Source organism: Sphingobium aquiterrae (assembly GCF_037154135.1).
In the GTDB taxonomy this organism is placed as follows: domain Bacteria; phylum Pseudomonadota; class Alphaproteobacteria; order Sphingomonadales; family Sphingomonadaceae; genus Sphingobium; species Sphingobium aquiterrae.
Map to the genome: position 1 here is coordinate 1 of NZ_JBANFL010000031.1, position 20,571 is coordinate 20,571.

At 62.0% G+C, this 20,571-nt stretch carries 17 protein-coding genes; 7 read left to right on the plus strand and 10 right to left on the minus strand.

The features are described 5' to 3' along the window. The first annotated feature begins 363 nt into the window (after positions 1-363). The 4 genes from WFP78_RS21895 to WFP78_RS21910 all read left to right on the plus strand — a co-directional run bounded on the left by WFP78_RS21895 (position 364) and on the right by WFP78_RS21910 (position 6,427). Positions 364-891 carry an RNA polymerase sigma factor gene (locus WFP78_RS21895; RefSeq protein WP_336966552.1) on the plus strand — a complete coding sequence of 176 codons (528 nt, stop codon included), beginning with the start codon at positions 364-366 and terminating at the stop codon, positions 889-891. Then, complete coding sequence (locus WFP78_RS21900; RefSeq protein ID WP_336966553.1) at positions 861-1,835, plus strand: FecR family protein; 975 nt, start codon at positions 861-863, stop codon at positions 1,833-1,835. Before WFP78_RS21895 ends, WFP78_RS21900 begins: the two co-directional genes overlap by 31 nt. Before the next feature lie 148 nt (positions 1,836-1,983). After that, positions 1,984-4,875: a TonB-dependent receptor gene (locus WFP78_RS21905; RefSeq protein ID WP_336966555.1), complete on the plus strand. Its 2,892-nt coding sequence runs from the start codon at positions 1,984-1,986 to the stop codon at positions 4,873-4,875. A gap of 16 nt (positions 4,876-4,891) precedes the next feature. Further along, a complete protein-coding gene (locus WFP78_RS21910) occupies positions 4,892-6,427 on the plus strand; it encodes a CehA/McbA family metallohydrolase (RefSeq protein ID WP_336966557.1) in 1,536 nt (511 codons plus the stop codon). A gap of 389 nt (positions 6,428-6,816) precedes the next feature. On the opposite strand, the gene WFP78_RS21915 is transcribed toward WFP78_RS21910, so the two are convergent. From WFP78_RS21915 to WFP78_RS21940, 6 genes are all read right to left on the minus strand, one after another. Continuing rightward, positions 6,817-8,400, minus strand: a complete 1,584-nt coding sequence (locus WFP78_RS21915; protein WP_336966559.1) for an ISL3 family transposase — start codon at positions 8,398-8,400, stop codon at positions 6,817-6,819. 106 nt (positions 8,401-8,506) lie between these two features. After that, entirely contained in the window at positions 8,507-10,090 is a 1,584-nt protein-coding gene (locus WFP78_RS21920; protein WP_336966559.1) for an ISL3 family transposase, read from the minus strand. A 217-nt stretch (positions 10,091-10,307) separates the two neighbouring features. Next, on the minus strand, positions 10,308-11,630 hold the full coding sequence (locus WFP78_RS21925; RefSeq protein WP_336966561.1) for a ComEC/Rec2 family competence protein: 1,323 nt from the start codon (positions 11,628-11,630) through the stop codon (positions 10,308-10,310). A 12-nt stretch (positions 11,631-11,642) separates the two neighbouring features. After that, positions 11,643-13,991 (minus strand): TonB-dependent receptor, encoded by a 2,349-nt coding sequence (locus WFP78_RS21930; RefSeq protein WP_336966563.1) that lies wholly within the window; start codon positions 13,989-13,991, stop codon positions 11,643-11,645. 127 nt (positions 13,992-14,118) lie between these two features. After that, positions 14,119-15,165 carry a FecR family protein gene (locus tag WFP78_RS21935; protein ID WP_336966564.1) on the minus strand — a complete coding sequence of 349 codons (1,047 nt, stop codon included), beginning with the start codon at positions 15,163-15,165 and terminating at the stop codon, positions 14,119-14,121. Continuing rightward, a complete protein-coding gene (locus WFP78_RS21940; protein WP_336966566.1) occupies positions 15,162-15,644 on the minus strand; it encodes an RNA polymerase sigma factor in 483 nt (160 codons plus the stop codon). Before WFP78_RS21940 ends, WFP78_RS21935 begins: the two co-directional genes overlap by 4 nt. Positions 15,645-15,888: 244 nt before the next feature. Between WFP78_RS21940 and WFP78_RS21945 the strand changes: the two genes are divergently transcribed. The 3 genes from WFP78_RS21945 (at position 15,889) to WFP78_RS21955 (ending at position 17,455) form a co-directional block, all read left to right on the plus strand. Beyond that, complete coding sequence (locus WFP78_RS21945) at positions 15,889-16,113, plus strand: hypothetical protein (RefSeq protein ID WP_336966567.1); 225 nt, start codon at positions 15,889-15,891, stop codon at positions 16,111-16,113. A gap of 14 nt (positions 16,114-16,127) precedes the next feature. Beyond that, positions 16,128-17,036 carry a LysR family transcriptional regulator gene (locus WFP78_RS21950; RefSeq protein WP_336966569.1) on the plus strand — a complete coding sequence of 303 codons (909 nt, stop codon included), beginning with the start codon at positions 16,128-16,130 and terminating at the stop codon, positions 17,034-17,036. Between the two features lie 74 nt (positions 17,037-17,110). Further along, positions 17,111-17,455 carry a hypothetical protein gene (locus WFP78_RS21955; RefSeq protein ID WP_336966571.1) on the plus strand — a complete coding sequence of 115 codons (345 nt, stop codon included), beginning with the start codon at positions 17,111-17,113 and terminating at the stop codon, positions 17,453-17,455. 6 nt (positions 17,456-17,461) lie between these two features. On the opposite strand, the gene WFP78_RS21960 is transcribed toward WFP78_RS21955, so the two are convergent. The 4 genes from WFP78_RS21960 to trbF are packed head-to-tail and all read right to left on the minus strand — an operon-like array spanning position 17,462 to position 20,569. Beyond that, positions 17,462-17,680, minus strand: a complete 219-nt coding sequence (locus tag WFP78_RS21960; protein ID WP_336966572.1) for a DUF2274 domain-containing protein — start codon at positions 17,678-17,680, stop codon at positions 17,462-17,464. Beyond that, the gene (locus tag WFP78_RS21965; protein WP_336966573.1) at positions 17,677-18,876 is read right to left on the minus strand and encodes a TraB/TrbI/VirB10 family type IV secretion system protein; all 1,200 of its coding nucleotides are present in this window, start codon (positions 18,874-18,876) and stop codon (positions 17,677-17,679) included. The genes WFP78_RS21960 and WFP78_RS21965 overlap by 4 nt, the downstream gene beginning before the upstream one ends. Then, entirely contained in the window at positions 18,873-19,889 is a 1,017-nt protein-coding gene (gene trbG / locus WFP78_RS21970; protein WP_336966575.1) for a P-type conjugative transfer protein TrbG, read from the minus strand. Before trbG ends, WFP78_RS21965 begins: the two co-directional genes overlap by 4 nt. Further along, entirely contained in the window at positions 19,886-20,569 is a 684-nt protein-coding gene (trbF, locus tag WFP78_RS21975) for a conjugal transfer protein TrbF (protein WP_336966577.1), read from the minus strand. Before trbF ends, trbG begins: the two co-directional genes overlap by 4 nt. Between the last annotated feature and the right edge of the window lie 2 nt (positions 20,570-20,571).

Here is a 20,571-nt window from a genome sequence, read left to right on the forward strand (position 1 = left end):
TGTCTCATTCCATTCCCCTCCCAGAAACAGAATCAGATCAGCGCTCGCCCTGCAAGCCCAACTTGTTCAGAGTTTCCCTAATGTCATCCAACTCTAGTCTTGTCGCCTCTGGGTGACACAGCGCGCGGTTTGGGCCTGCATGACGAATGAAAGCTGTCAAACACGCGAAGACGTTCTGCCGCTTTTATTTCTTGAAATTTATCATGTTGATCATTTCAGGTGCGCGCGTCGCGTCAGGGTATGGGCCGCGTACGTCAACTGATTGTCATCTGCATCGACTAAGCGTGCCGCGTTTCTGGCATGCAAAGGGCGATCATGACGTGGCTTCGGAAGATAGACCGATGGTTCATAGATCGGGTGCATGTGCATCACCTGTCGCATCGGAAATTCGCCTGTCATCTGCTGCGTAACGAGGAGGATGCCGAGGAAGTCGTCCAGGAAGTCTATGCCCGCCTGATGGCGCTGGGAGATTGGCAGCGGATCGCCGACCCCCATGCCTTTGCCATGCGGATGATCCGCCATCTCGCGATCGACCGGTTTCGCCGGGCCGACGTGGTGCGGATCGACCGGGCGGTCGTGCTCCACGAACTGGATGCGGCTGACGACCGCCCCTTGCCGGACCAGATTGCCATCGATCGGGAGGAGTTGCGTCGTGTCGCGCGCGCGATGGAAATGCTGCCGCAACGATGCCGCGAAGCACTGCATTTGCGGCGCATCGATGGCCTGCCGCCGGGGCGAGTGGCGGAAAATATGGGTATCGCCGTCTCCACCGTAGAAAAACATCTCGTCAAGGGATTGCGATTATTGCACGAGGCGCTGAAATCAGCGGATGATGACGACGGCACGAGGTCTGGCGAAGCATGGGATCCGATAAAGCGGGAGGAGAACTGATCGCCACGGCTACCGAGTGGCTGATCGCCCTCGATGCCGGCCGCGCCGACCCGCAATCCTTCGAAGCCTGGCGTTCCGCCGACCCGCGTCATGCCGCCGCCTTCGCGCAAATGGCCGCAACCTGGGAGCGCACGGGCGCCCTGCGCCTGTCCGCCATGCGCCCGGACATGCCGCCGGTCGAGACGCGGGATCACGGTCAGGCAAGCGAGGAAGCGGTAGCGCCGACCTTCAGCCGGCGCCGCCTGCTGGCCGGTGCGGGTCTCTGCGGTCTGCTGGCTGCGACGGGCGGCACGACGCTGCTGTTGCGCCAGCGGCGTGAACGGGTGCAGACCGCCGTGGGCGAGCGACGGACGATCCGGCTGCCCGACGGCAGTTTGGCGGAACTCAACACCGACAGTCTGCTGTCCTGGCGGTTCGACAAGAGCCGATCGGTCTGGCTGGAACGGGGCGAGGCGGCGATCGCCGTGGCCGCCAATGCGATTCTGCCCTTCATCCTGCATGGCGGCGACGTCGAGGCGCGGCTGACCCAGGGGCGCTACAATCTTCGCCTGTATGACGATGGGCCGGAACTGATCGCGCTGTCGGGCGGCGGCGAAATCCGTCGTCCGGACGCCAGCCGGCTGGCGCTCGCGCCCATGCATGTCCTGTCCGGCCGCGAAGGCAGCATCCAGACGGCCAAGGTCTCCCCCAACGACGCCGACACCGTTTCAGCCTGGCGGCGGGGCGAGATCATCTTCAACGGGATGCCGCTCGATCAGGCGGTGGCCGAATTCAACCGCTATCTCGACAAGAAGCTGGTGGTTGGCGATCCGGCGATCGGCATGATCCGACTGGGTGGCCGCTTCTTCGTCGACGATCCGGCGAGCTTTCTGCGCTCGCTGCAACAGGGTTTCGACATCGAGGCCAATGTCGGGCCGCAATCCATCATCCTGCTCGCCGCGTAGCTCGCCGCACCGGGGCAAGATCAAACTTTCCCGATCCCGATAAATATTTTCCGCCGCAATGGCGGAATCCCCATCAAGTCCCGTCTGCGCCCGGAGCCTGCTTGGGGGAATGATGAGGACGCCTGCTTTCGCTGCATGGTCTGTCGGTATGACGTTGGTGACGCCCGTCGCCCTGCCGGTCGTCGCTGCCGCGCAGACGGCGACCGACACCGTCCTGTTCGATATTCCCAGCCAGCCGCTGTCCGCCGCGCTCGACCAATATGCGCGTCAGGCCGGCCGGCAGATCCTTTTGCCTTATGACGCCGCCGCATCGCTGCACAGTCCGCGAGTTCGGGGGCGCATGACCCGGCGGGAGGCGCTGCGTCTGCTTTTGGGTGGCAGTCCTCTTGAGATCGCCGACATGACTTCGCAGGCCGCCACCATTCGCCGCAAGCGCGCCCCGGCGGCGAATGCCGGCCAGATTTCCGCACAAGACAATCCAACGCCACGAGCAGGGCGTCCATTCAGACGGCCCGTCCGGCTGAACGGACCGCGTCCCTGCTTGCCTGATACTGAAAGGGAAAAGATGAACAAGAACACCAAAATCCTGCTCTGCTCCAGCATGATCGCTGGCAGCCTCGCAGGCGCGTCGTCCGCCCTCGCGCAGGATGTCGCTCGCGCGACCGAACCGTCGAGCCTCGACGAGATCATCGTTACCGGCCGCGTGGGCACCGGGGTCCGCACCAAGGCGGAGACGAGCTATTCGGTGACCCGGATCGACGAACAGGCGCTGCGTATGCAGGCGCCGACCAGCGTCACCGAGGCGCTGAAATCGGTTCCCGGCTTCTGGGTGGAAGCGTCGGGCGGCGAAGCCAGCGGCAATGTGCGCGCACGCGGCGTGCCCGTCGACGGCTTCGGGTCGGTCCAACTGCTGGAAGACGGCATCCCGATCCAGCATGATCCGGCGCTCGGCTATCTGAACGGCGACCAGGTGTTCCGCCTGGACGAAACCATCGACCAGATCCAAGTCGTGCGCGGTGGTCCATCGTCGGTCTTCTATTCGAACGCCCCCGCCGGCGCGATCAACTTCATCCCGCGCAAGGTTGGCGACCGGGCCGAAGGACTCGTCAAGGCGACGGTCGGTGACGGCGACCAGTATCGCATGGACTTCTGGGTCGGCGCCCCCGTCGGTGAATGGAAGCTGGCGCTGGGCGGCTTCTATCGCAGCTATGAGGGCGCCCGCGACATGGGCTTCACCGCCAACAAGGGCGGCCAGATCCGGGCCACGGTCTCGCGCGAATTCGAGCGCGGCTCGATCGAGCTCGACGTCAAGCGCATGGACGACACGGTGGGCTTCTACGCCGGCATCCCGATGCGAACCTATGAGGATGGCGAGATCCGCGCGGTGCCCGGCTTTGACGGGCATCATGGCAGCGTCGCCGGTCCCGAGACCGCGCTCGTCAACATGATCACCGGCGACGGCGGCCATTATCAGTTCGACAACACGCGCGGCACGGAGGTCAAGCGCACCCAGATCAGCGGCCGCTTCACCTTCGAGCCGGCGGATGGCTGGAAGATCGTCAACAGTTCGCGCTACAACGATACGAAGACCCAGCGGAACGGCGTCTTCCCCAACACGCTGCTGAGCGCGACCGGCTTCCTCCAGCAGTCGGCCGGGTTGCTGGCCTCCGTACCGGGCGCGACCGCGCTGCAACTGCGCTATGTCAACGCGCCCACTGGTGTCTACGACACGGCCAACCAGAACGGCAACGGCCTGGTCATCGTCGGTGGCCTGCGCGGCATCACCATGCCGGTGAAGGAGTTCATCAGCGACACCCAGGTTTCGCATCAGTTCAATATGGGATCGACCACCCATGACATCACCCTGGGCTATTATTTCGCGCATGTTGACGAAGATTTCAGCCGCTATTCCTCGACCGCTCTGCTCGACGTGCAGACCAATTCGCGGCTGCTGAACCTCGTTGCTGTGGATGCGGCCGGCAATCTCGTCTCGACGCTGACCGATAACGGCATCTGGCGCTACGGCTATGAGTGGGAGAACGCCTCGGGCGAGCAGACCACCCACGCGTTCTATCTGGCGGATGAATGGCAGATCACCGATGCCCTGCGGATCGACGCCGGCCTGCGCTGGGAGAAGATGACCGCCAAGGGCCGGGTCGAAACCAAGAAAACCGTCAATCTGGGCACGCTCGCAACCTCGCAGATCCAGACGGGCACCGGGATCTTCGCCCATTATGACGATTCATTCGACAAGCTGGGCTGGACGGTCGGCATCAACTACCAGTTCAACGACCGGATCGGCGCTTTCGGCCGCTACACCGCCGCCAGCCGTATGCCCAGCCTGGGCAACTACATCACCAATGCGGCGGCCAAGCCCTTCACGCAGACGATGGACCTGGGCGAGGTGGGCGTGAAGTTCAGCAGCCCGCTGATCGACGTCTACGCCACCGGCTTCTGGACGAAATATAATAATGTCAGCTTCACCAATTATCGCTTCGATCTGGGGACGGGCGTGTCCACGTCCGAAGCGCGCTATGCCGACACCCAGACGTTCGGCCTGGAGCTTGAAACCCTGATCCGTCCGACTTCCTGGTTCGACCTTGCCGGCACGCTCACCTATCAGGAACCCAAATATAAGGGCCTGACCTACACCGACGCGTCGGGCAAGGTGAACGATTATGACGGCAATCAGCTGATCCGCGTTCCCAAGCTCAGCCTGCGCCTCGTGCCCGGCGTCAACCTGTTCGACGGCAGGCTGCGCCTACAGGCGGCGTTCGAGCATCAGGGCAAACGCTATGTCGACACCGCCAACTCGGTGCGGCTGCCCGCCTATGAATCGCTCAACCTCAGCGGGCGGCTCCAGATCAACGAGCAATTGTCGCTGTTCGGCTATGTCGACAACGTCACCAACTCGCTGGGCCTGACCGAAGGCAATCCGCGCGCGGGCGAATTGCAGAATGCGGATGCGGGCGCCAACACCTTCATCGCCCGCCCCTTGCTCGGCCGCACCTATCGCGCGTCGATCATGTATCGCTTCTAAGGGGCGGAGATACGGCATGGTCGTGCGGCGGCTGAGCGCCATCCTTCTTTCCCTGGCGCTGGCCGCCGTTCCGGTCGCCGCCCGTCCCCTCGCTCCGGGTGGGACGGGCGGCGCGGCGGCCACGGACGAAAGGGTTTTCACCGGCACGCTCACCCATGCCGACCAGGAACAGTATCGCGAAGTGCCGTTCGACGTGCCGGAGGGGGCAACCCGGATCAGCATCCGCTTCACCTATGACGGCAAGGCGCAGAAGTCGGTGATCGACCTGGGGATGCTGGACCCGCAGCGGTTCCGGGGCTGGGGCGGCGGCAGCCATCCCGACTTCACCCTGGCGGTGGAGGACGCTTCGCCCGGCTTCCTTCCGGGGCCATTGCCCGCCGGGCGCTGGCGGCTGTTGCTGGGCGTCCCCAACCTCCGCTCCGGCGCAACGGCGCACTATGAGGCGCGGATCGCCGTCGAGCGGGCGCCCGCCGCCCCTGTGGAGTTCGCCGATGCGCCGCTCAGGGCCGCGCCGGGCTGGTATCGCGGCGATCTTCACAGCCACACCGGTAACAGCGATGGCCGTTGCGCAAACCAGAGCGGCGTGCGCGTACCCTGCCCGGTTGACCGCACATTGGCGGCGGCGGCGGCGCGCGGCCTCGATTTCATCGCCGTCACCGACCACAACACCACCGCGCATTTCGCCGCGCTGCGCGCGCTGCAACCGGCCTATGACCAGTTGCTGCTGGTGCCGGGACGGGAGATCACGACCTTCTGGGGCCATGCCAATGTCTTCGGCCTGACCAACTTCCTCGATTTCCGGACCGCGACCGGCGACGCGGCGGCGGCTGGATGGCTCGACGCGGCGCGCGCGGCGGGAGGCGTCGTTTCGATCAACCATCCCGCGGCGCCCTCCGGCGAGATCTGCATGGGTTGTGGCTGGCGGATCGACGGGCTGGCGCCTGGCGCGGTGCAGGCGATCGAGGTCGTGAATGGCAGCACCATGGCCGAAACCGGATCGGCCGAAGGAACACTCCAGGGCTTCGCCTTCTGGCAGGCGCGGCTGAATACAGGCGAACGGCTGACCGCGATCGGCGGCAGCGACAATCATGATGCTGGCCGAGCCCTCGACCAGGTGGGAGCGATTGGGTCGCCGACGACCGTGATCCACATGGCCGAACTGTCGGTGAAGGGCTTGCTCGATGGCCTGCGCGCGGGGCGTGTGTTCATCGACGTGGACGGCACGCGCACCCGCCTGCTTGACATGACCGCCCGCGCCGGCCGCCATGAGGTGGCGATGGGCGGCGCCTTGCCGCTGGGCAAGGGCGACGCTGCCGATTTCGCGGTGACGGTGAAAGGGATCGAACAGGGGCGCCTGGTCGTCATCATCGACGGTCGGGAGGAACCAGCCCTTGGGCGCGACATCGCCGGGCCGGCCGGTCACGACGCCCAATTGCCCTTCCGCTGGACCGCCGATGGCCGCCGCCACTGGATCAGGGCCGATATCCGCAACGCCGATGGCCGACTGCTGCTGGTCGGCAACCCGATCTATATCGATGTCGCCAGGAACTGATCATGCGTGTGTCGTTCATATGTTTATTGGACTGTCGACATGAACGAACAGCAGGTCCGGAAAGAGTCAGCTCACGAACCACATAGCTTGGACCGCGCAGAGCGGCCGAATCCACTCGGAGAGATTCGAACATTTTGCCGCCGACCATCGTCCCATCAACTGCGCCCGATACCTGGGTTTCTCTCTCCCGCGGCAGTCCAAGACGGCGTGAAGCGGTTTTAGCGTAGTCTGGCGTAGTAGACACGGCGGTCTTGGTGCACCGCGCTGGATAAAACCGATAACTATGTGACGCACTGTCTACTACGCTAGAGCCGCCTGGCGCCGCATTCGTCCGCCGTATGCCGCCTGCATATACTGTCTGTCAAACGGCGCGCAAACGGGGCTCTGACTCACTTTTGGTGCAATAAAGAGGGTTGATCGCGAGGTGGCATCAGCCTCGCCCGCAGCAAATCGAGCTTGGCCCGCCCATACATCTGGCGTTTGACGAGCTTTAACTTCGTGATCTGTCCCTCCGTTTGTCCGTTGGACCAAGGCTCGATGATGGCGGCCTTCACCGCATTCCAGTCGTCGTTCAAGCCATTGGCGAAGGAACGAAGCGGTGTTTGCCGAGCCTCCTCGATCCATGTGGCGAGCTCGGCGCCTTTTTGCTGCCTGATTATCCGATGGAAACGGTCGGCAAGATTTCGAACGACGACAAGCGCAGGGACTCCAGCTTCAATGGTCGCGACAAGCGTGGCTTCTGATCTCGAAAGTTGATCGCGTGCCATCGTCATGAGCCGGGCAATCACACGAGCTGATGGAGTTACGCGCGACACGTTGCCGGGAGCGGCCTCGTTGCGCCTACGCCGCGTCGCCCATTCAGCGACGACACGCAGGCTTCCGTTAAAGCCCATGATTTTGAGCCGCCGCCAGAGTTCGGCACCGTTTTGGCAACCAGAATGCCATTCGGCGTCGAGCGTTGCCAGCCACGGGTCGAGAGAGCTAAGCCGAGTGCGGAACACGTCGGATCGTCCGCCACGAGCAACTTGCCGTACGGTCTTGCGAGCATAGCCGGTTTCGCGAACAACCGCCTTTATGGACGATCCCTTGCTAAGCAACGCACGGATAGTCTCATCGGCATCCTGACGCCGCTTGAATCCTTCGTACTGAAGCCGCTCGACGCATGTGAGGAGTTCGGGATCGGGTGCAGCGGCCTGGAGTGCTTGGCGAATGTCGCGCATAGATTTACGGACAGCGTCGAGGAACGCCTGGCTTGCATTCTCCATCAAATGCCAGCGATCCGCAATCTGCAGTGCGCCTGGTAAGGCGCGCGCGGCCGCATGACGGTACCCGCCACCGCGATCACGCGAGATGATACTGATCTCAGGCCGGGCTTTGAGCCATGCTTCCACGGTGGCGACGCCCCGATCGGGGAGCAGGTCGATGATACAACGGCGCTCCAAATCGCAGACGATCGTGCCATATCGCTGCCCTCGCTTCCATGCCCAGTCGTCGATGCCGATGATCGTCGGCTTCACCTGAGCGCTACCGAAACGTCGCCGCACCGTTCGAAGCAACGTATCCTTGCTGACAGGCATCAGAAGTCGGTGCGCCAGACTGGCCGCCGGGCGTCCACCCAGCGCCAGCCCAAGGTGATGCACGATAGAATCCAGGCGGGTCGTACGCCGGGCGAAAGCGGCAGCCACTTCCTGGGGAAAACGTTCAACGAAAATACGCGTGGCGCAGCGAGATGTGGCGCAGCGAAACCGCCGGGCGACGAGAGTGATCCGAACAGGCCGACCATGAGATGGCAAATCGGCGAGTGTACGGTGATATCGACTATGGACACGCGCAGATGGGCGGAAACAGTTCGGGCAGATCGAAACCCGCGATCGCGATCGCCCGGTGATCAGTATCTGCCCGGCGGCAAACTCGACTTTGTCGATCACCAATCCTTTTGGCGCAATGGCTTCGCGAAAACCTCTCCCATGCATGGCGATATCCTCCTTCGGGGAAACTCGCCACTATCAACGCGTTTGCACCAAAAGTGAGTCAGAGCCCAAACGGAACCCCCTATCGGCGTCGAAGAGGGGCTCTGACTCACTTTTGGTGCAATAAAGAGGGTTGATCGCGAGGTGGCATCAGCCTCGCCCGCAGCAAATCGAGCTTGGCCCGCCCATACATCTGGCGTTTGACGAGCTTTAACTTCGTGATCTGTCCCTCCGTTTGTCCGTTGGACCAAGGCTCGATGATGGCGGCCTTCACCGCATTCCAGTCGTCGTTCAAGCCATTGGCGAAGGAACGAAGCGGTGTTTGCCGAGCCTCCTCGATCCATGTGGCGAGCTCGGCGCCTTTTTGCTGCCTGATTATCCGATGGAAACGGTCGGCAAGATTTCGAACGACGACAAGCGCAGGGACTCCAGCTTCAATGGTCGCGACAAGCGTGGCTTCTGATCTCGAAAGTTGATCGCGTGCCATCGTCATGAGCCGGGCAATCACACGAGCTGATGGAGTTACGCGCGACACGTTGCCGGGAGCGGCCTCGTTGCGCCTACGCCGCGTCGCCCATTCAGCGACGACACGCAGGCTTCCGTTAAAGCCCATGATTTTGAGCCGCCGCCAGAGTTCGGCACCGTTTTGGCAACCAGAATGCCATTCGGCGTCGAGCGTTGCCAGCCACGGGTCGAGAGAGCTAAGCCGAGTGCGGAACACGTCGGATCGTCCGCCACGAGCAACTTGCCGTACGGTCTTGCGAGCATAGCCGGTTTCGCGAACAACCGCCTTTATGGACGATCCCTTGCTAAGCAACGCACGGATAGTCTCATCGGCATCCTGACGCCGCTTGAATCCTTCGTACTGAAGCCGCTCGACGCATGTGAGGAGTTCGGGATCGGGTGCAGCGGCCTGGAGTGCTTGGCGAATGTCGCGCATAGATTTACGGACAGCGTCGAGGAACGCCTGGCTTGCATTCTCCATCAAATGCCAGCGATCCGCAATCTGCAGTGCGCCTGGTAAGGCGCGCGCGGCCGCATGACGGTACCCGCCACCGCGATCACGCGAGATGATACTGATCTCAGGCCGGGCTTTGAGCCATGCTTCCACGGTGGCGACGCCCCGATCGGGGAGCAGGTCGATGATACAACGGCGCTCCAAATCGCAGACGATCGTGCCATATCGCTGCCCTCGCTTCCATGCCCAGTCGTCGATGCCGATGATCGTCGGCTTCACCTGAGCGCTACCGAAACGTCGCCGCACCGTTCGAAGCAACGTATCCTTGCTGACAGGCATCAGAAGTCGGTGCGCCAGACTGGCCGCCGGGCGTCCACCCAGCGCCAGCCCAAGGTGATGCACGATAGAATCCAGGCGGGTCGTACGCCGGGCGAAAGCGGCAGCCACTTCCTGGGGAAAACGTTCAACGAAAATACGCGTGGCGCAGCGAGATGTGGCGCAGCGAAACCGCCGGGCGACGAGAGTGATCCGAACAGGCCGACCATGAGATGGCAAATCGGCGAGTGTACGGTGATATCGACTATGGACACGCGCAGATGGGCGGAAACAGTTCGGGCAGATCGAAACCCGCGATCGCGATCGCCCGGTGATCAGTATCTGCCCGGCGGCAAACTCGACTTTGTCGATCACCAATCCTTTTGGCGCAATGGCTTCGCGAAAACCTCTCCCATGCATGGCGATATCCTCCTTCGGGGAAACTCGCCGGCGACCGCTTGGCGGGACAACGGGGTATTCTGTCCGCGGGCGAGATATGGATGATATCGGTGCTAGTCATATCTATAATACAATTCACAAAAGATTCAGTATTTATGGAGTATAATAGAGTCGTTATTACATTAGCGCGGCTAAATCTGACGTAAATGGTTAATGTTATGCCTAGATTGTAAATGAATCATCGCGATTCCTCACCGGTATTTTGAGGCCTAAGCTTTGCACCATCCAAAGACAAGTTCACTTTTGCGGAGTTTGTTTCGGATTCTCGGCAGCGATATGGACCGCTCACGCTCAACATCCTCGGCTGCTCGGCGCTGCTCTCAAGCACGAACACCCGGAAGGAGGCGCCGCCCGCAGCAACGCGGACCACGACGTGACCGCGAGTGCTCTTCAGCGCCCGGATGAACCTGGAGTTGAGCGTCGCGTTTTCGGGATGGATGTTGGTCGCAAAGACGTCACGAAGCGGCTGGCTGCCGTTCCATGCGCCTAACATGCGTTGGAGTTGGGCCTGACCGGGGTGGCTCATATGCCAGGACGGGATGACATAGACCTGCGCATCGAGCGATCGGACAAAATTCGGGCCACAGGCGTCAAAATAGCCATGATGGTCGGCAGACACGACCTCGGTGGGTCCGGCCAACTCGACAACGGGGGTTTCGACATCGAGCCACGGATAGCGCCCGTCCTGATCATCGTTCGCGAGATCGCCGCCCGTAAAATAGCTGAAGGCGCCGTATGTGAGCCGCAGGGACGTCGAGAGGAGGTTTTCGTTTGGCAGGCCACCTTGCATCTGAAAGGCTTGCTTCGGAAAGAGCGATCGCGTGCTCTCCCCTTTCCCAGTCCACAGCATACCGCTTGATCCCAGAATGCGCAGACTCGCGCCTCGGGATAGGTGAATCTGATTGGCCGATCCAACCGCCGCCCGTTCGACGCTCCTGCCGGTGCGCTGCCTCCATTCGAGATAAGCGAGATAATTCCTGGCGAAAGGCGCATCGGGCGGCGACAGACGGCCGTAATCGGGGAAACCGCGGTCGATGACGGTGCCAATCGGGAGCAGCGTGTCCACGTCGCTCACGCCGGTGAGTCGGAAGGCTCCATCTGGCCCCGCAGGCGAGTCCACGAGGATGTCGCCAATGTGATCCGGGTGAACGTGGGTCGCGATGAAATAGTCGATTGCGCCGGACACCAGATATCGCCGGGCATAGCGTGCCTGCCGCTGTCCTGGGCGCATAGATCCGTCGGGCATTGGCGCATTTGCCGCAGGTGATTGGTCTCCGGATGCGCCCGCGTCGATCATCACCGACGTTCCGTCCGGACCGATAATCAACGTGCAATTGCCGCGTCCCGTGTCGATATGATGGATGTCCAGTTCGCCAGGAACCCGTGCTGGCAAGGGGCGGCCCACGGCCGCGCCCTCGACGGCAGTTCCGGCCTTCGTGATTGTCGACATCAGAGAACTGCCGAGCAGGCCACCGATTACCACCCTCCGCGAAAAACGCATCGCGCCGCTCCTTTAGTATCGAGCGCTGATAGTCACGCCGTAGGTTCGGGGTGCCCCCAGATATTCAGAGAGTACGCCGGACGTCGAAGGAGTAAGGAGATAGTCCTTGTTGAACAGGTTCTTGCCCCAGATCGACATGCGAAGTCCGTGCGTTGTTTCAAGGCCGATATTCGCATTCACCAGGCTGTATCCCTTGATAAAGAGATTCGGATCCTTGGTGGCGCCGGTGTAGAAGCTCTCCGTGTAGGTATAGCTACCGTTCAGAAGGAATTTGAGTGTATCCGAGATCGTCGTCTCGTAGGACAGAGCTGCCGATGCTTTGTTCAGAGGGGAAAGTGGGAGCGGGTTGCCCGTATTGTTCAGCACACCGGGAACGACAAATTCGCTATACCGCGTGTCGAGATGCGCATAGCTTCCGGTTAAGCTAAGTCCCCGCGCTGGGCGCAATCCCAACTCGACTTCAACGCCTTTGACACGTGCCTTTGATGCATTGAGGATCGTCCCGATGCGGGTGATGGTGTTGAAGACAAATTCCTGCTTGTCGGTATAGCGCTGATCATAGGCAGCGACTGCCAAGCTGACTCGATTATCGAGCCAACCCGCTTTAGCGCCGATTTCGTAATTGGTCACATTCTCCGGCTTGAACGGGGTGGTCGCAGATGCGAGAGTCGTCGCTTCTGAGTTAAAGCCGCCAGATGTGAATCCGCGAGTCCAACTCCCATAGAGCAGATAATTTTCGGTCGGTTTCCATGACAGCACGACGCGTGGCGTGAACTTCTCGAACGTCGCAGCGAAAGGGCCGGTTGCAAAGCCGCCAGTCGAGCCGAGCAAGTTGGTGCGGATCAAGTGGCCACTCTTGCGGTCACGTGTATACCGTCCGCCAGCAGTCAGCCGGAAATTAAACGGCAGGTTGATCCCGCCATCCAGAAATGCCGAATAGCTCGTAGTATCGACATGCTGATCCGCAAGCGTCGAGGCTGTCAGCACTCCGGTTCTTGCGGCCAAAGCCTTGGTATAGAGTTGGCGGGAGGCGCTTTGATCCAGATAGAATGCGCCAAGAACGAAGTCGCCCAAAGACCATTTGGGGCTGGCGTAGCGAACTTCCTGAGTGAATGTCCCGACATCATCGCCATCTGTTACATATCCTTGTGTACCAGCGGTCAGCAGGCCATAGTATGCGCCAGTGGAGGAGTAGGTTTCCTGCGCACGCGACTTTCGATAGGCTGTAACCGAAGTCAGCGTCCCGCCGAGAATGTCCCAATCAAGGTGGTTGGATATACCCCAAATCCGCCGCTCGAACGACTGCGGCAATCCCAACTCCGCAGTGCGGCGGTTGCCGTCGTCGGAACCTACAGCCTTGGAGGACAGCGCGCGGCCGCCGTTGGTGTCATAGGAATAGTCGAAGCTAAGAATGTTGTCGATCGAACCGGTCGGCCGGTATCGCAACTGCCCACGGGCATTCACGCTCTCCGGGTTGTCCAGACTCTGCCCCGTAAGCCGATCATAACCGAACCCGTCATGACGAAGATAGGAGACAACGGCCTTAACCGCGATCTGATCGTTGACCGGTCCGCTGACGAGACCATTCAGCTCGACGTCATTATAGTTGCCGTAGGTGGCTGACGCGGCAAAGGAATTGCCATCGAAGCGGGGCTTGGCGGTTCTGAGCACCACTGCACCGCCCGTGACGTTGCGGCCGAATAGAGTTCCTTGCGGGCCACGCAGCACCTCCACTGAATCGAGATCAAAGAGGTTGAATGAGAATGCCGACACACGCGTGATGAAAACATCGTCGATGACCACGGCGACGGGCTTGTCCACGCCGATCTGACTAAAGGTATTGGCCGCGCCGCGAACAGAAATCGTGGGATTACTGTAGTTGAACGAGGCAACCGTCAGGCCGGGCGTCACCCTCGCCACATCCTCAAGTGACTGGATGCGTTGATCGTCCAGCACCTTACTTGATAGTGCCGTGACCGCGACGGGAACATCTCTCAACCTTTCCTTGCGCCGCTGCGCGGTAACGACGATGTCGGCGCCTTGGTCGGCACTTTCCGTAGGCTGACTGTTGCCTTGCACGGAGGACGAAGTAACGTCCGGCTCGACGAGATAGATGCCTGACCTTCCCAGTTTCGCGGAGAGGCCAGAACCGGCGAGCAATTCCGCCAGTGCAGCTTCGACCGTGAAATTCCCATGCAGTGCTGGTGCGACCTTGCCTCGCACATCGCTTTCATTGAATGCGACCTGCCCGTTCGAGGCTTGCGCGATCGCACGAAGGGACGCTGCCAATACTCCTGCTTCGACATCGAAGCGATGCTGCAGCTGTTGCGCGGACGCGGCATTGGCCACTGTAACGGCCATAACCGCAGCCGCCATCCCCGACAGAATTGTCCTGTGCCGCATGTCGATAAATTCCCCTGTTGCTTCAACTCTACCTGTAGGACGCGCATCGAGCGCGCAGGGGCAGCGGGAGCGGGAACTTTTTCTGTTAGCGTTTCTCCGCCGGCGCATACAGGGTGATGGCACCGTCGCCATTTCGCGCCTGAAGACCACCAAGCTCCGTCGCGGCCTCGACAAAAGCTGCCACGTCCCCCTGCGCGAAAACACCGCTCAACCGGACATTGCCGGCACCGGCATTGCCTAAACGGACCTTCGTTGCCGAATAGCGATTCACCCGTTCGACTGCTGCGCGCAGGTCGGTGTCCTCGAAGACAAGTTTGCCACCTTCCCACGAGAGTGCCCGGCCTATATCGGTTGGCGCGATCTGGCGGCCCGGCGAGGTGTTATCCGCCGCCTCGACAAGTTCGACACCGGGTTGAAGGAACTGTTTTACAGAGATTCCGCGAGGGTTCACGCGGAGAGCCTCGGCCTCTTCCTTGGCTTTGAATTTCTCCAATACCTCGACATGACCTTCAATCAGCACGACGCGCACCTTTTGATCGATGAGTTCAACGGTGAATTGCGTGCCTGTGGCAAGAACGGCGCGTTTCCCCGCGAAAACGAGGAACGGGCGCGAGCGATCTTTTGCGACATCGAACCTCGCTCTCCCTTTTACCAGCGTTAGCTCGCGCATTTTGCTGCTCAAGACCACATCGACCTGCGTATCCGCATCCAACGAAAGCCTTGTTCCGTCCGCGAGCATCGCAACCGTGCGTTCGCCAACGCCGGTCTTGAAGATTTCCGGCCCCGTCAAGAATGCATATGACCAGACAAATGCCAGCAACAGCACCGCGACTGTGCCGCCGAGCCACGCCCACCGTCGTGCGGTGGAAGACCTCCAGCGCGCGCCGTTCGCTTCTCCGTAGCTTTGCAGAGCCGTGGTTCGGATATGGATCATCTCTGGCCATTCAGCGGCGAGATCCATTGCCTGCCAAATTCTGGTCGCTTGTTCAAACGCCGCAGCATTCTCCGGATCTGCGATCCATTGGTCGAAACGGTGCCGTTCATTCTCCGCGAGCAGCCCCTCGGCGTGCAACATACACCACTCGGAGGCTTCCTCACGACGACGCTCCCTTTGTTCCCGCGCCACGATCATTCCTCTCCCTCCAAACGAGCGATCAGGTGTGTCATGGTCTTTGCGACCTGCTTCTTGACGGCGCTTGCCGAAATTCCAAATGCTTCTCCAATCAGTTCTTGGCTCATATTCTCAAGGCGATAGAGCGTGAAAATCGTCCTTTGACGTTCCGGCAGTTCGCTCAGAGCTGCTACGATGGCTGCCAAATCAGCGCGTCCTACGGCAATCCGGTGGGGGTCGCGCATATCCCCGTCCGACGAAAACATATGTTCAATTACATTTTGATTGGCATGCCGGACCTGCTGCCGACGCGCACGATCGGAGAGCAGGTTGGCAGCGATTGCGAAGACATAGGAGTCGGCAACGCCCTCCGTGCCATCCCGCCTGAGCATCCGAACGAAGACCTCCTGCGTCAAATCTTCCGCCACCTCCCGGTCTTTAACGCGCCGCATAAAGAAGGCCATCAACGCGGCCCGCCATCGCTTGTTGAGATTCCTCATTCTGCTTGACTCGTTTTGAGGCACCCGACCGGACCCTTCCGCGCATCGACCTGATCCCTTCCATATCTATGACAATATCGTGACAGTATGACGCATGCGCGGCCCGGAGGGACACCGGAAATGCGAAAATCTTTCACGGTAGGAGAAGACGAGTAGGTGTTGGGGGAACAAATTTGCGTCACGCCTGGTGTCCCTGATGCTTCTCCGGCCGTCATACAGTCATGGAGCAGCGGAGGGGCGCTCCATGATGGAAGGCTCGCCAGAAACGCAAATGAGAGATTCAAAATCGGAAGATGAGGGCCATCGGCAAAGTGCATCGTTTTTTGTTGCGAAACACGGCCGGAAAGCCCCACAGCGTATCGTCGACCAAATGCAGGCTGCGATCCGGGGTGGCCACGACGCGAAAGCAGCCGAACTTGAGCGAATATTGCGGATGATCGAGGATCACCTCGAAGGCTCGCGGCAGTAGCCGGTTGCCCTTCAGTGATAGAGCTTCGCCATATCCGCTATGCGATTGCCGCCGCAGACCATGGTAGTTTCTCGCGCGCTGCCTCGGCGCTGGAAGTCGATCAAACGAATTTTGCACGGCGGATCGCCACCTTGGAACGACTGCTCAACGTAAAACTGTTCACCCGTTCGCGAGCGGGGGTCGTCCCGACTATTGCGGGTGCCGCGTTCGTGAAAGAAGGCCGCGAAATCGTCCGACGCGCCGATTCTCTCGTCGTCGCGATGCGCGAAGTCGGGCAAGGCCGCGCGGGCGGGTTGACCCTTGGCCATAACAGCCCGATCTCGGCCGGCAATCTTCACGCTACCCTCTCAGCATGGTGCGACGCCAATCCCCACGTCGAGATGGACCGGATCGAGGCGCCGCGTGAGACGCTGATCGCCGGCATCGTGCGCGGCGACGTCGATATTGCCGTTCTGTCCGGTCAGGTCAGTTATGCGGGCGTCCACCATACCTCCCTGTGGAGCGAGAACGTGCTTGTCGCCATGTCTGACACGCATCGCTTGCAAGAGCGTGCAACGATCGAGTGGGCCGACTTGCGGGAGGAGGCCTTCTTGTTGACCTCAGGCGAGCCGGGGCCGGACATTCGGGACATGGTGCTCGGTCGGTTGTCGGCGCTCGGTTCTCCGACGCATATCAGGATGCTCGAGACCAGCCGGGAGTCGATGCTGGCCATGATCGGCCGAGGACCGGAGATCACCGTCCTGAGCGCGGCCGGCGCAGGGGCGCTCTATCCGGGCGTTGCCTATCGAGAGATTCACGATCGGGATGGGCCGACGCTGGTCGCCTATTCAGCCTATTGGCGACCGGGAAACGAAAATCCGGCGCTGCGCCGTTTCCTGGCGTTCGTCCGGCGACGATACTCACTTAACTTCAATATAATATAGACAACTATATGAACTAATTGATTGTTCTCTATAAAGACCCTAAAGTAGAAAGCCAATATTCAAGTAAGGAGGCAATGATGAAAGCGCTGCCTATCGCCATTATTGCTCTGATTATTATCGTCGCGGCGGGCTTCTTGCTGCGCCCCGTGATTTCACCATCCGGCAAGTCGCCGGTTGCCGGTGTCACTTCCGCGCCCATCACACAGCCGACAGAGGAAGAAGCGACCGCTGCGGTGAGACGTCACAAGGTTGGCTTCGACGCCTATACCGACGCCACGCTGAAGCTCGGCGAATGTTCCGCATCGGGGCTGGGCGTGTCGTGCATGGCGCAAGTCATCCTCCGTCCGGGCTCTGCACAGCAGAACCGGACGATCGGTTTCGCGCGCGTCGGCAACCAGTGGGAAGTTTCACTCTGGTAAATCCGCTCAGAGCCGGGGCGAGCGCCGCGCCTTGGCGAAACCGCGATCGGTGGCGATAAAGCGCTGGAGCATCGGCACGATGAGACGAGCGGGTTCGATCGCGTCGGTCCCGTCGGCGAGCAGTTTGCCATAGAGCGCAAGGTCGGCGTGAAGCGTGGCAGGCATTTCCACCATCAGCTTCACCGGCTTTTCGTCGGTGAGCGGTCCCAGCTTCAGCTTTGTCATCGTCCGCCTCCGACTGTCTCCAGTATCAAATCGCGCGTGACGATCACGCGCAACGGATAGCCCGGCCGGATGGTCAGGGTCGGCTGGATGTCGAGTTGCTGCCGCACGATCTGCTGACCGGTCTGGTTGAGCGTGTCTTGCGTGCCCCGGCGCAGCGCGCGGGTCAGCTCGTCGTCGGAGCCGTTCCCCAGTTCGGTCCCGACCCCGAGCAGCGTGGAGATCAGCGCGGCCTTGGCGATCTGGCCCCAATGATAGTTCGTGCCGTCCTGCAGCCCGGCCATGCCGGCAGTATCGGCGCCGGGCTGGCGCTCGAGAACGATCGAGCGGCCGCCCGGCAGAATCAGTCGATCCCAGGCAAGCAGCACGCGATTCTGTCCGAACGAGACCTGGCTGTCATATTCGCCGATCAGCCGGGAGCCTTGCGGTATGAGCAAAACGCGGCCGGTGGGGCTGTCGTAGACGTTCTGCGTCACCTGCGCGGTGATCTGGCCCGGTAGATCGGATCGGATGCCGGTGATGAGCGCGGCCGGAATGATGCTGCCGGCTTGCAGGACATAGGGTGAGACCGGCGCGGACAGTCGCTCGGCGCTGACCGTTTGGCTATTGGATTGGCGAGCGAGGAACGCCCGCTTTCCAGCCTGGTCGCCCGGTGCGGCGTCGCCGGATTGGGGGGCGATGGCGGTGTCCGAAACTCCGGGCTTGGCGGCCGAAGGCGGAATCGCCGGGGCTGTGTCAGAGGCAGCGACGGAGCCGCCGAGGAACAGCCGGCTGGTGCGGGCAGCGTCGCGTTCCTGTGCGGCGCGCTGGCGCGCGGCTTCGGCGGCGTTGGCCTGCGGCCCGGCCGGGGGCGCTGGTGCGCCGATCGGCGGAGGGGGGACGTCGGCACCGCGCTGCTGGGCGGACAGGATCGGCCTGCCAAGATCGCCGGGCAGCGGCGGGCCGAGCCTGGGCGCCTGCGTATAGTCCTTGGGTGCGGATGCGATCGTGTCGGCGGTGGTGCGGCTGTCGGTGCTGAATAGCTCCTTTGCCGCGCCCTGTTTATGAGGCTGGAGCGCATAGATCAGCGATCCGCCGATGCCGAGACCAGCGGCGACGCCGACGACGGCCAATGCCTTGCGAGAGAGACGCATGACGCGCGGCTGGTCGCCGCGAAGCCGGAAGCTGGATGCTGCGGCGGGTTCCACGGCCTCGCTCATGGCCGCCCCCGCTTGCGGCCATCGTCGCGGACGATCCGCACCCGCTGTTCGGATTTCTTGTCGCCCATGCGCAGTTCGGCCGCCGCGAACAGCCGGTCGACCACCATATAGCGGCCCTGCACCCGGTAGTTGACCAGCTCGCCGGCGCCGGCCGGGCCGACCACGAACAAGGGCGGCATTTCACCCTGCGCGATCCCGGCCGGAAACTCGATGAACACCTGGGCGCCATCGTCGAACGCGCGGAGCGGTTTCCAGGGCGGGCCGTCGCCCTCCAGCCGGTAGCGGAAATTGAGCGCGGCGATGTCGATGCCGCTCGCGATCGGCGCGGCGCTGGCCGCCGCGGCGTTCGCGCCGCGCAGCGCGATCAACCTGTCCTGCGGATAGGTCCAGGACACCGACGCCATATAGGTCGATGGCGTGGCGCGAAGCTCCAGATGGTAGGTGCGCCGGTCGGTGTTGATGACGAGGTTCGTGACGAGATCCGATCGGGTGGGCTTCGTGAGGATATGGACGCGCTTTGTCGGCCCCGATCCGCTCTCGGTATCGCCGATAATCCACCGGACGGTATCGCCGGCCGCGACGGGGCCAGCCCCGACAAGCTGCTCGCCTTCCTGCAACGCGATGTCCGTCACCTGGCCGGGCGCAGTGTAAACTTGGTAGAGCGCGCCGTCCGTCCACGGATACTGCTGGATCGCGTTGAGATAACCGTCGCGGGACGGCTGCACGCGGGCGGCGGCATTGGCGGCGCCGACGCGCTCCCTTGGATCGGCCGGCTCCGGTCGCGCAACCGATGGGGCAAAGGGTTTCAACTGGCCGGGCAACGGCAGCGGCGTCGGGACCGCCACCACCTCGACCGGCCCGGAGGGAGTCGGTGCGGGCGTGGGCACGGCCGGCGCGGCGTCGTCATAGCTGATGACGGGCGGCCGCGCCTGCGATGCCGCGCAGCCGGACAGCGCCGATGCGGAAATCAGCAAAGCCGGAACGGCGTAGATACGGAAATCCGGGTGTGTCATTGCGACAGCTCCTTTGACCAGTTGAGGGCGTTGACGAAGACCCCCAACGGGTTCTTGGGCAGGGCATCGGGCGTCGTGGGCTGCTGGATCACGACGGTCAGGATCGCCGACCAGCGCTCGGTGCTGGCGAGACTGCCATCCTGATAATGGCGTTCGGTCCAGGCGACGCGGAAGCTCGACGCTGATGCCCGGATCACGCTGGACACGTCCACGGCGACCTGAACCTTGCCGATTTGCGCGAACGGATCGTTGGTCCGCGCATAGTCATTGAGCATCAGCGCGCCCTTGTCGGTGGTGAAGTCATAGGCACGAAGCCAGTTCTGGCGGACGACGATCGGATCAGCGGCGATGCCGCGCACGTCCTCGATGAAGCGCGCAAGGTGGAACGCGATTTGCGGATCGGTCGGCCGATAGCCGGCGTCGGCCGGCGCCACGGCCTGCGCCTCGCCGAGCTTGTCGACCTGCACCACCCAGGGAACGATGCTGCCGCGCGCGCCCTGCCAGACCAGGCCGGCAGCAAGGCCACCCGACAGCGCCAGCGTGCCGAAGAAGGCGAGCCGCCAGTTCCTCGCTTGAACGCGGGCCGAGCCGATACGATCGTCCCATGCCTGCGCGGCGCGCTGATAGGGTGTCTCGGGTTCGGGCGTGATGCCGTAGCGGATGGTGGGTCGTCGAAACATGG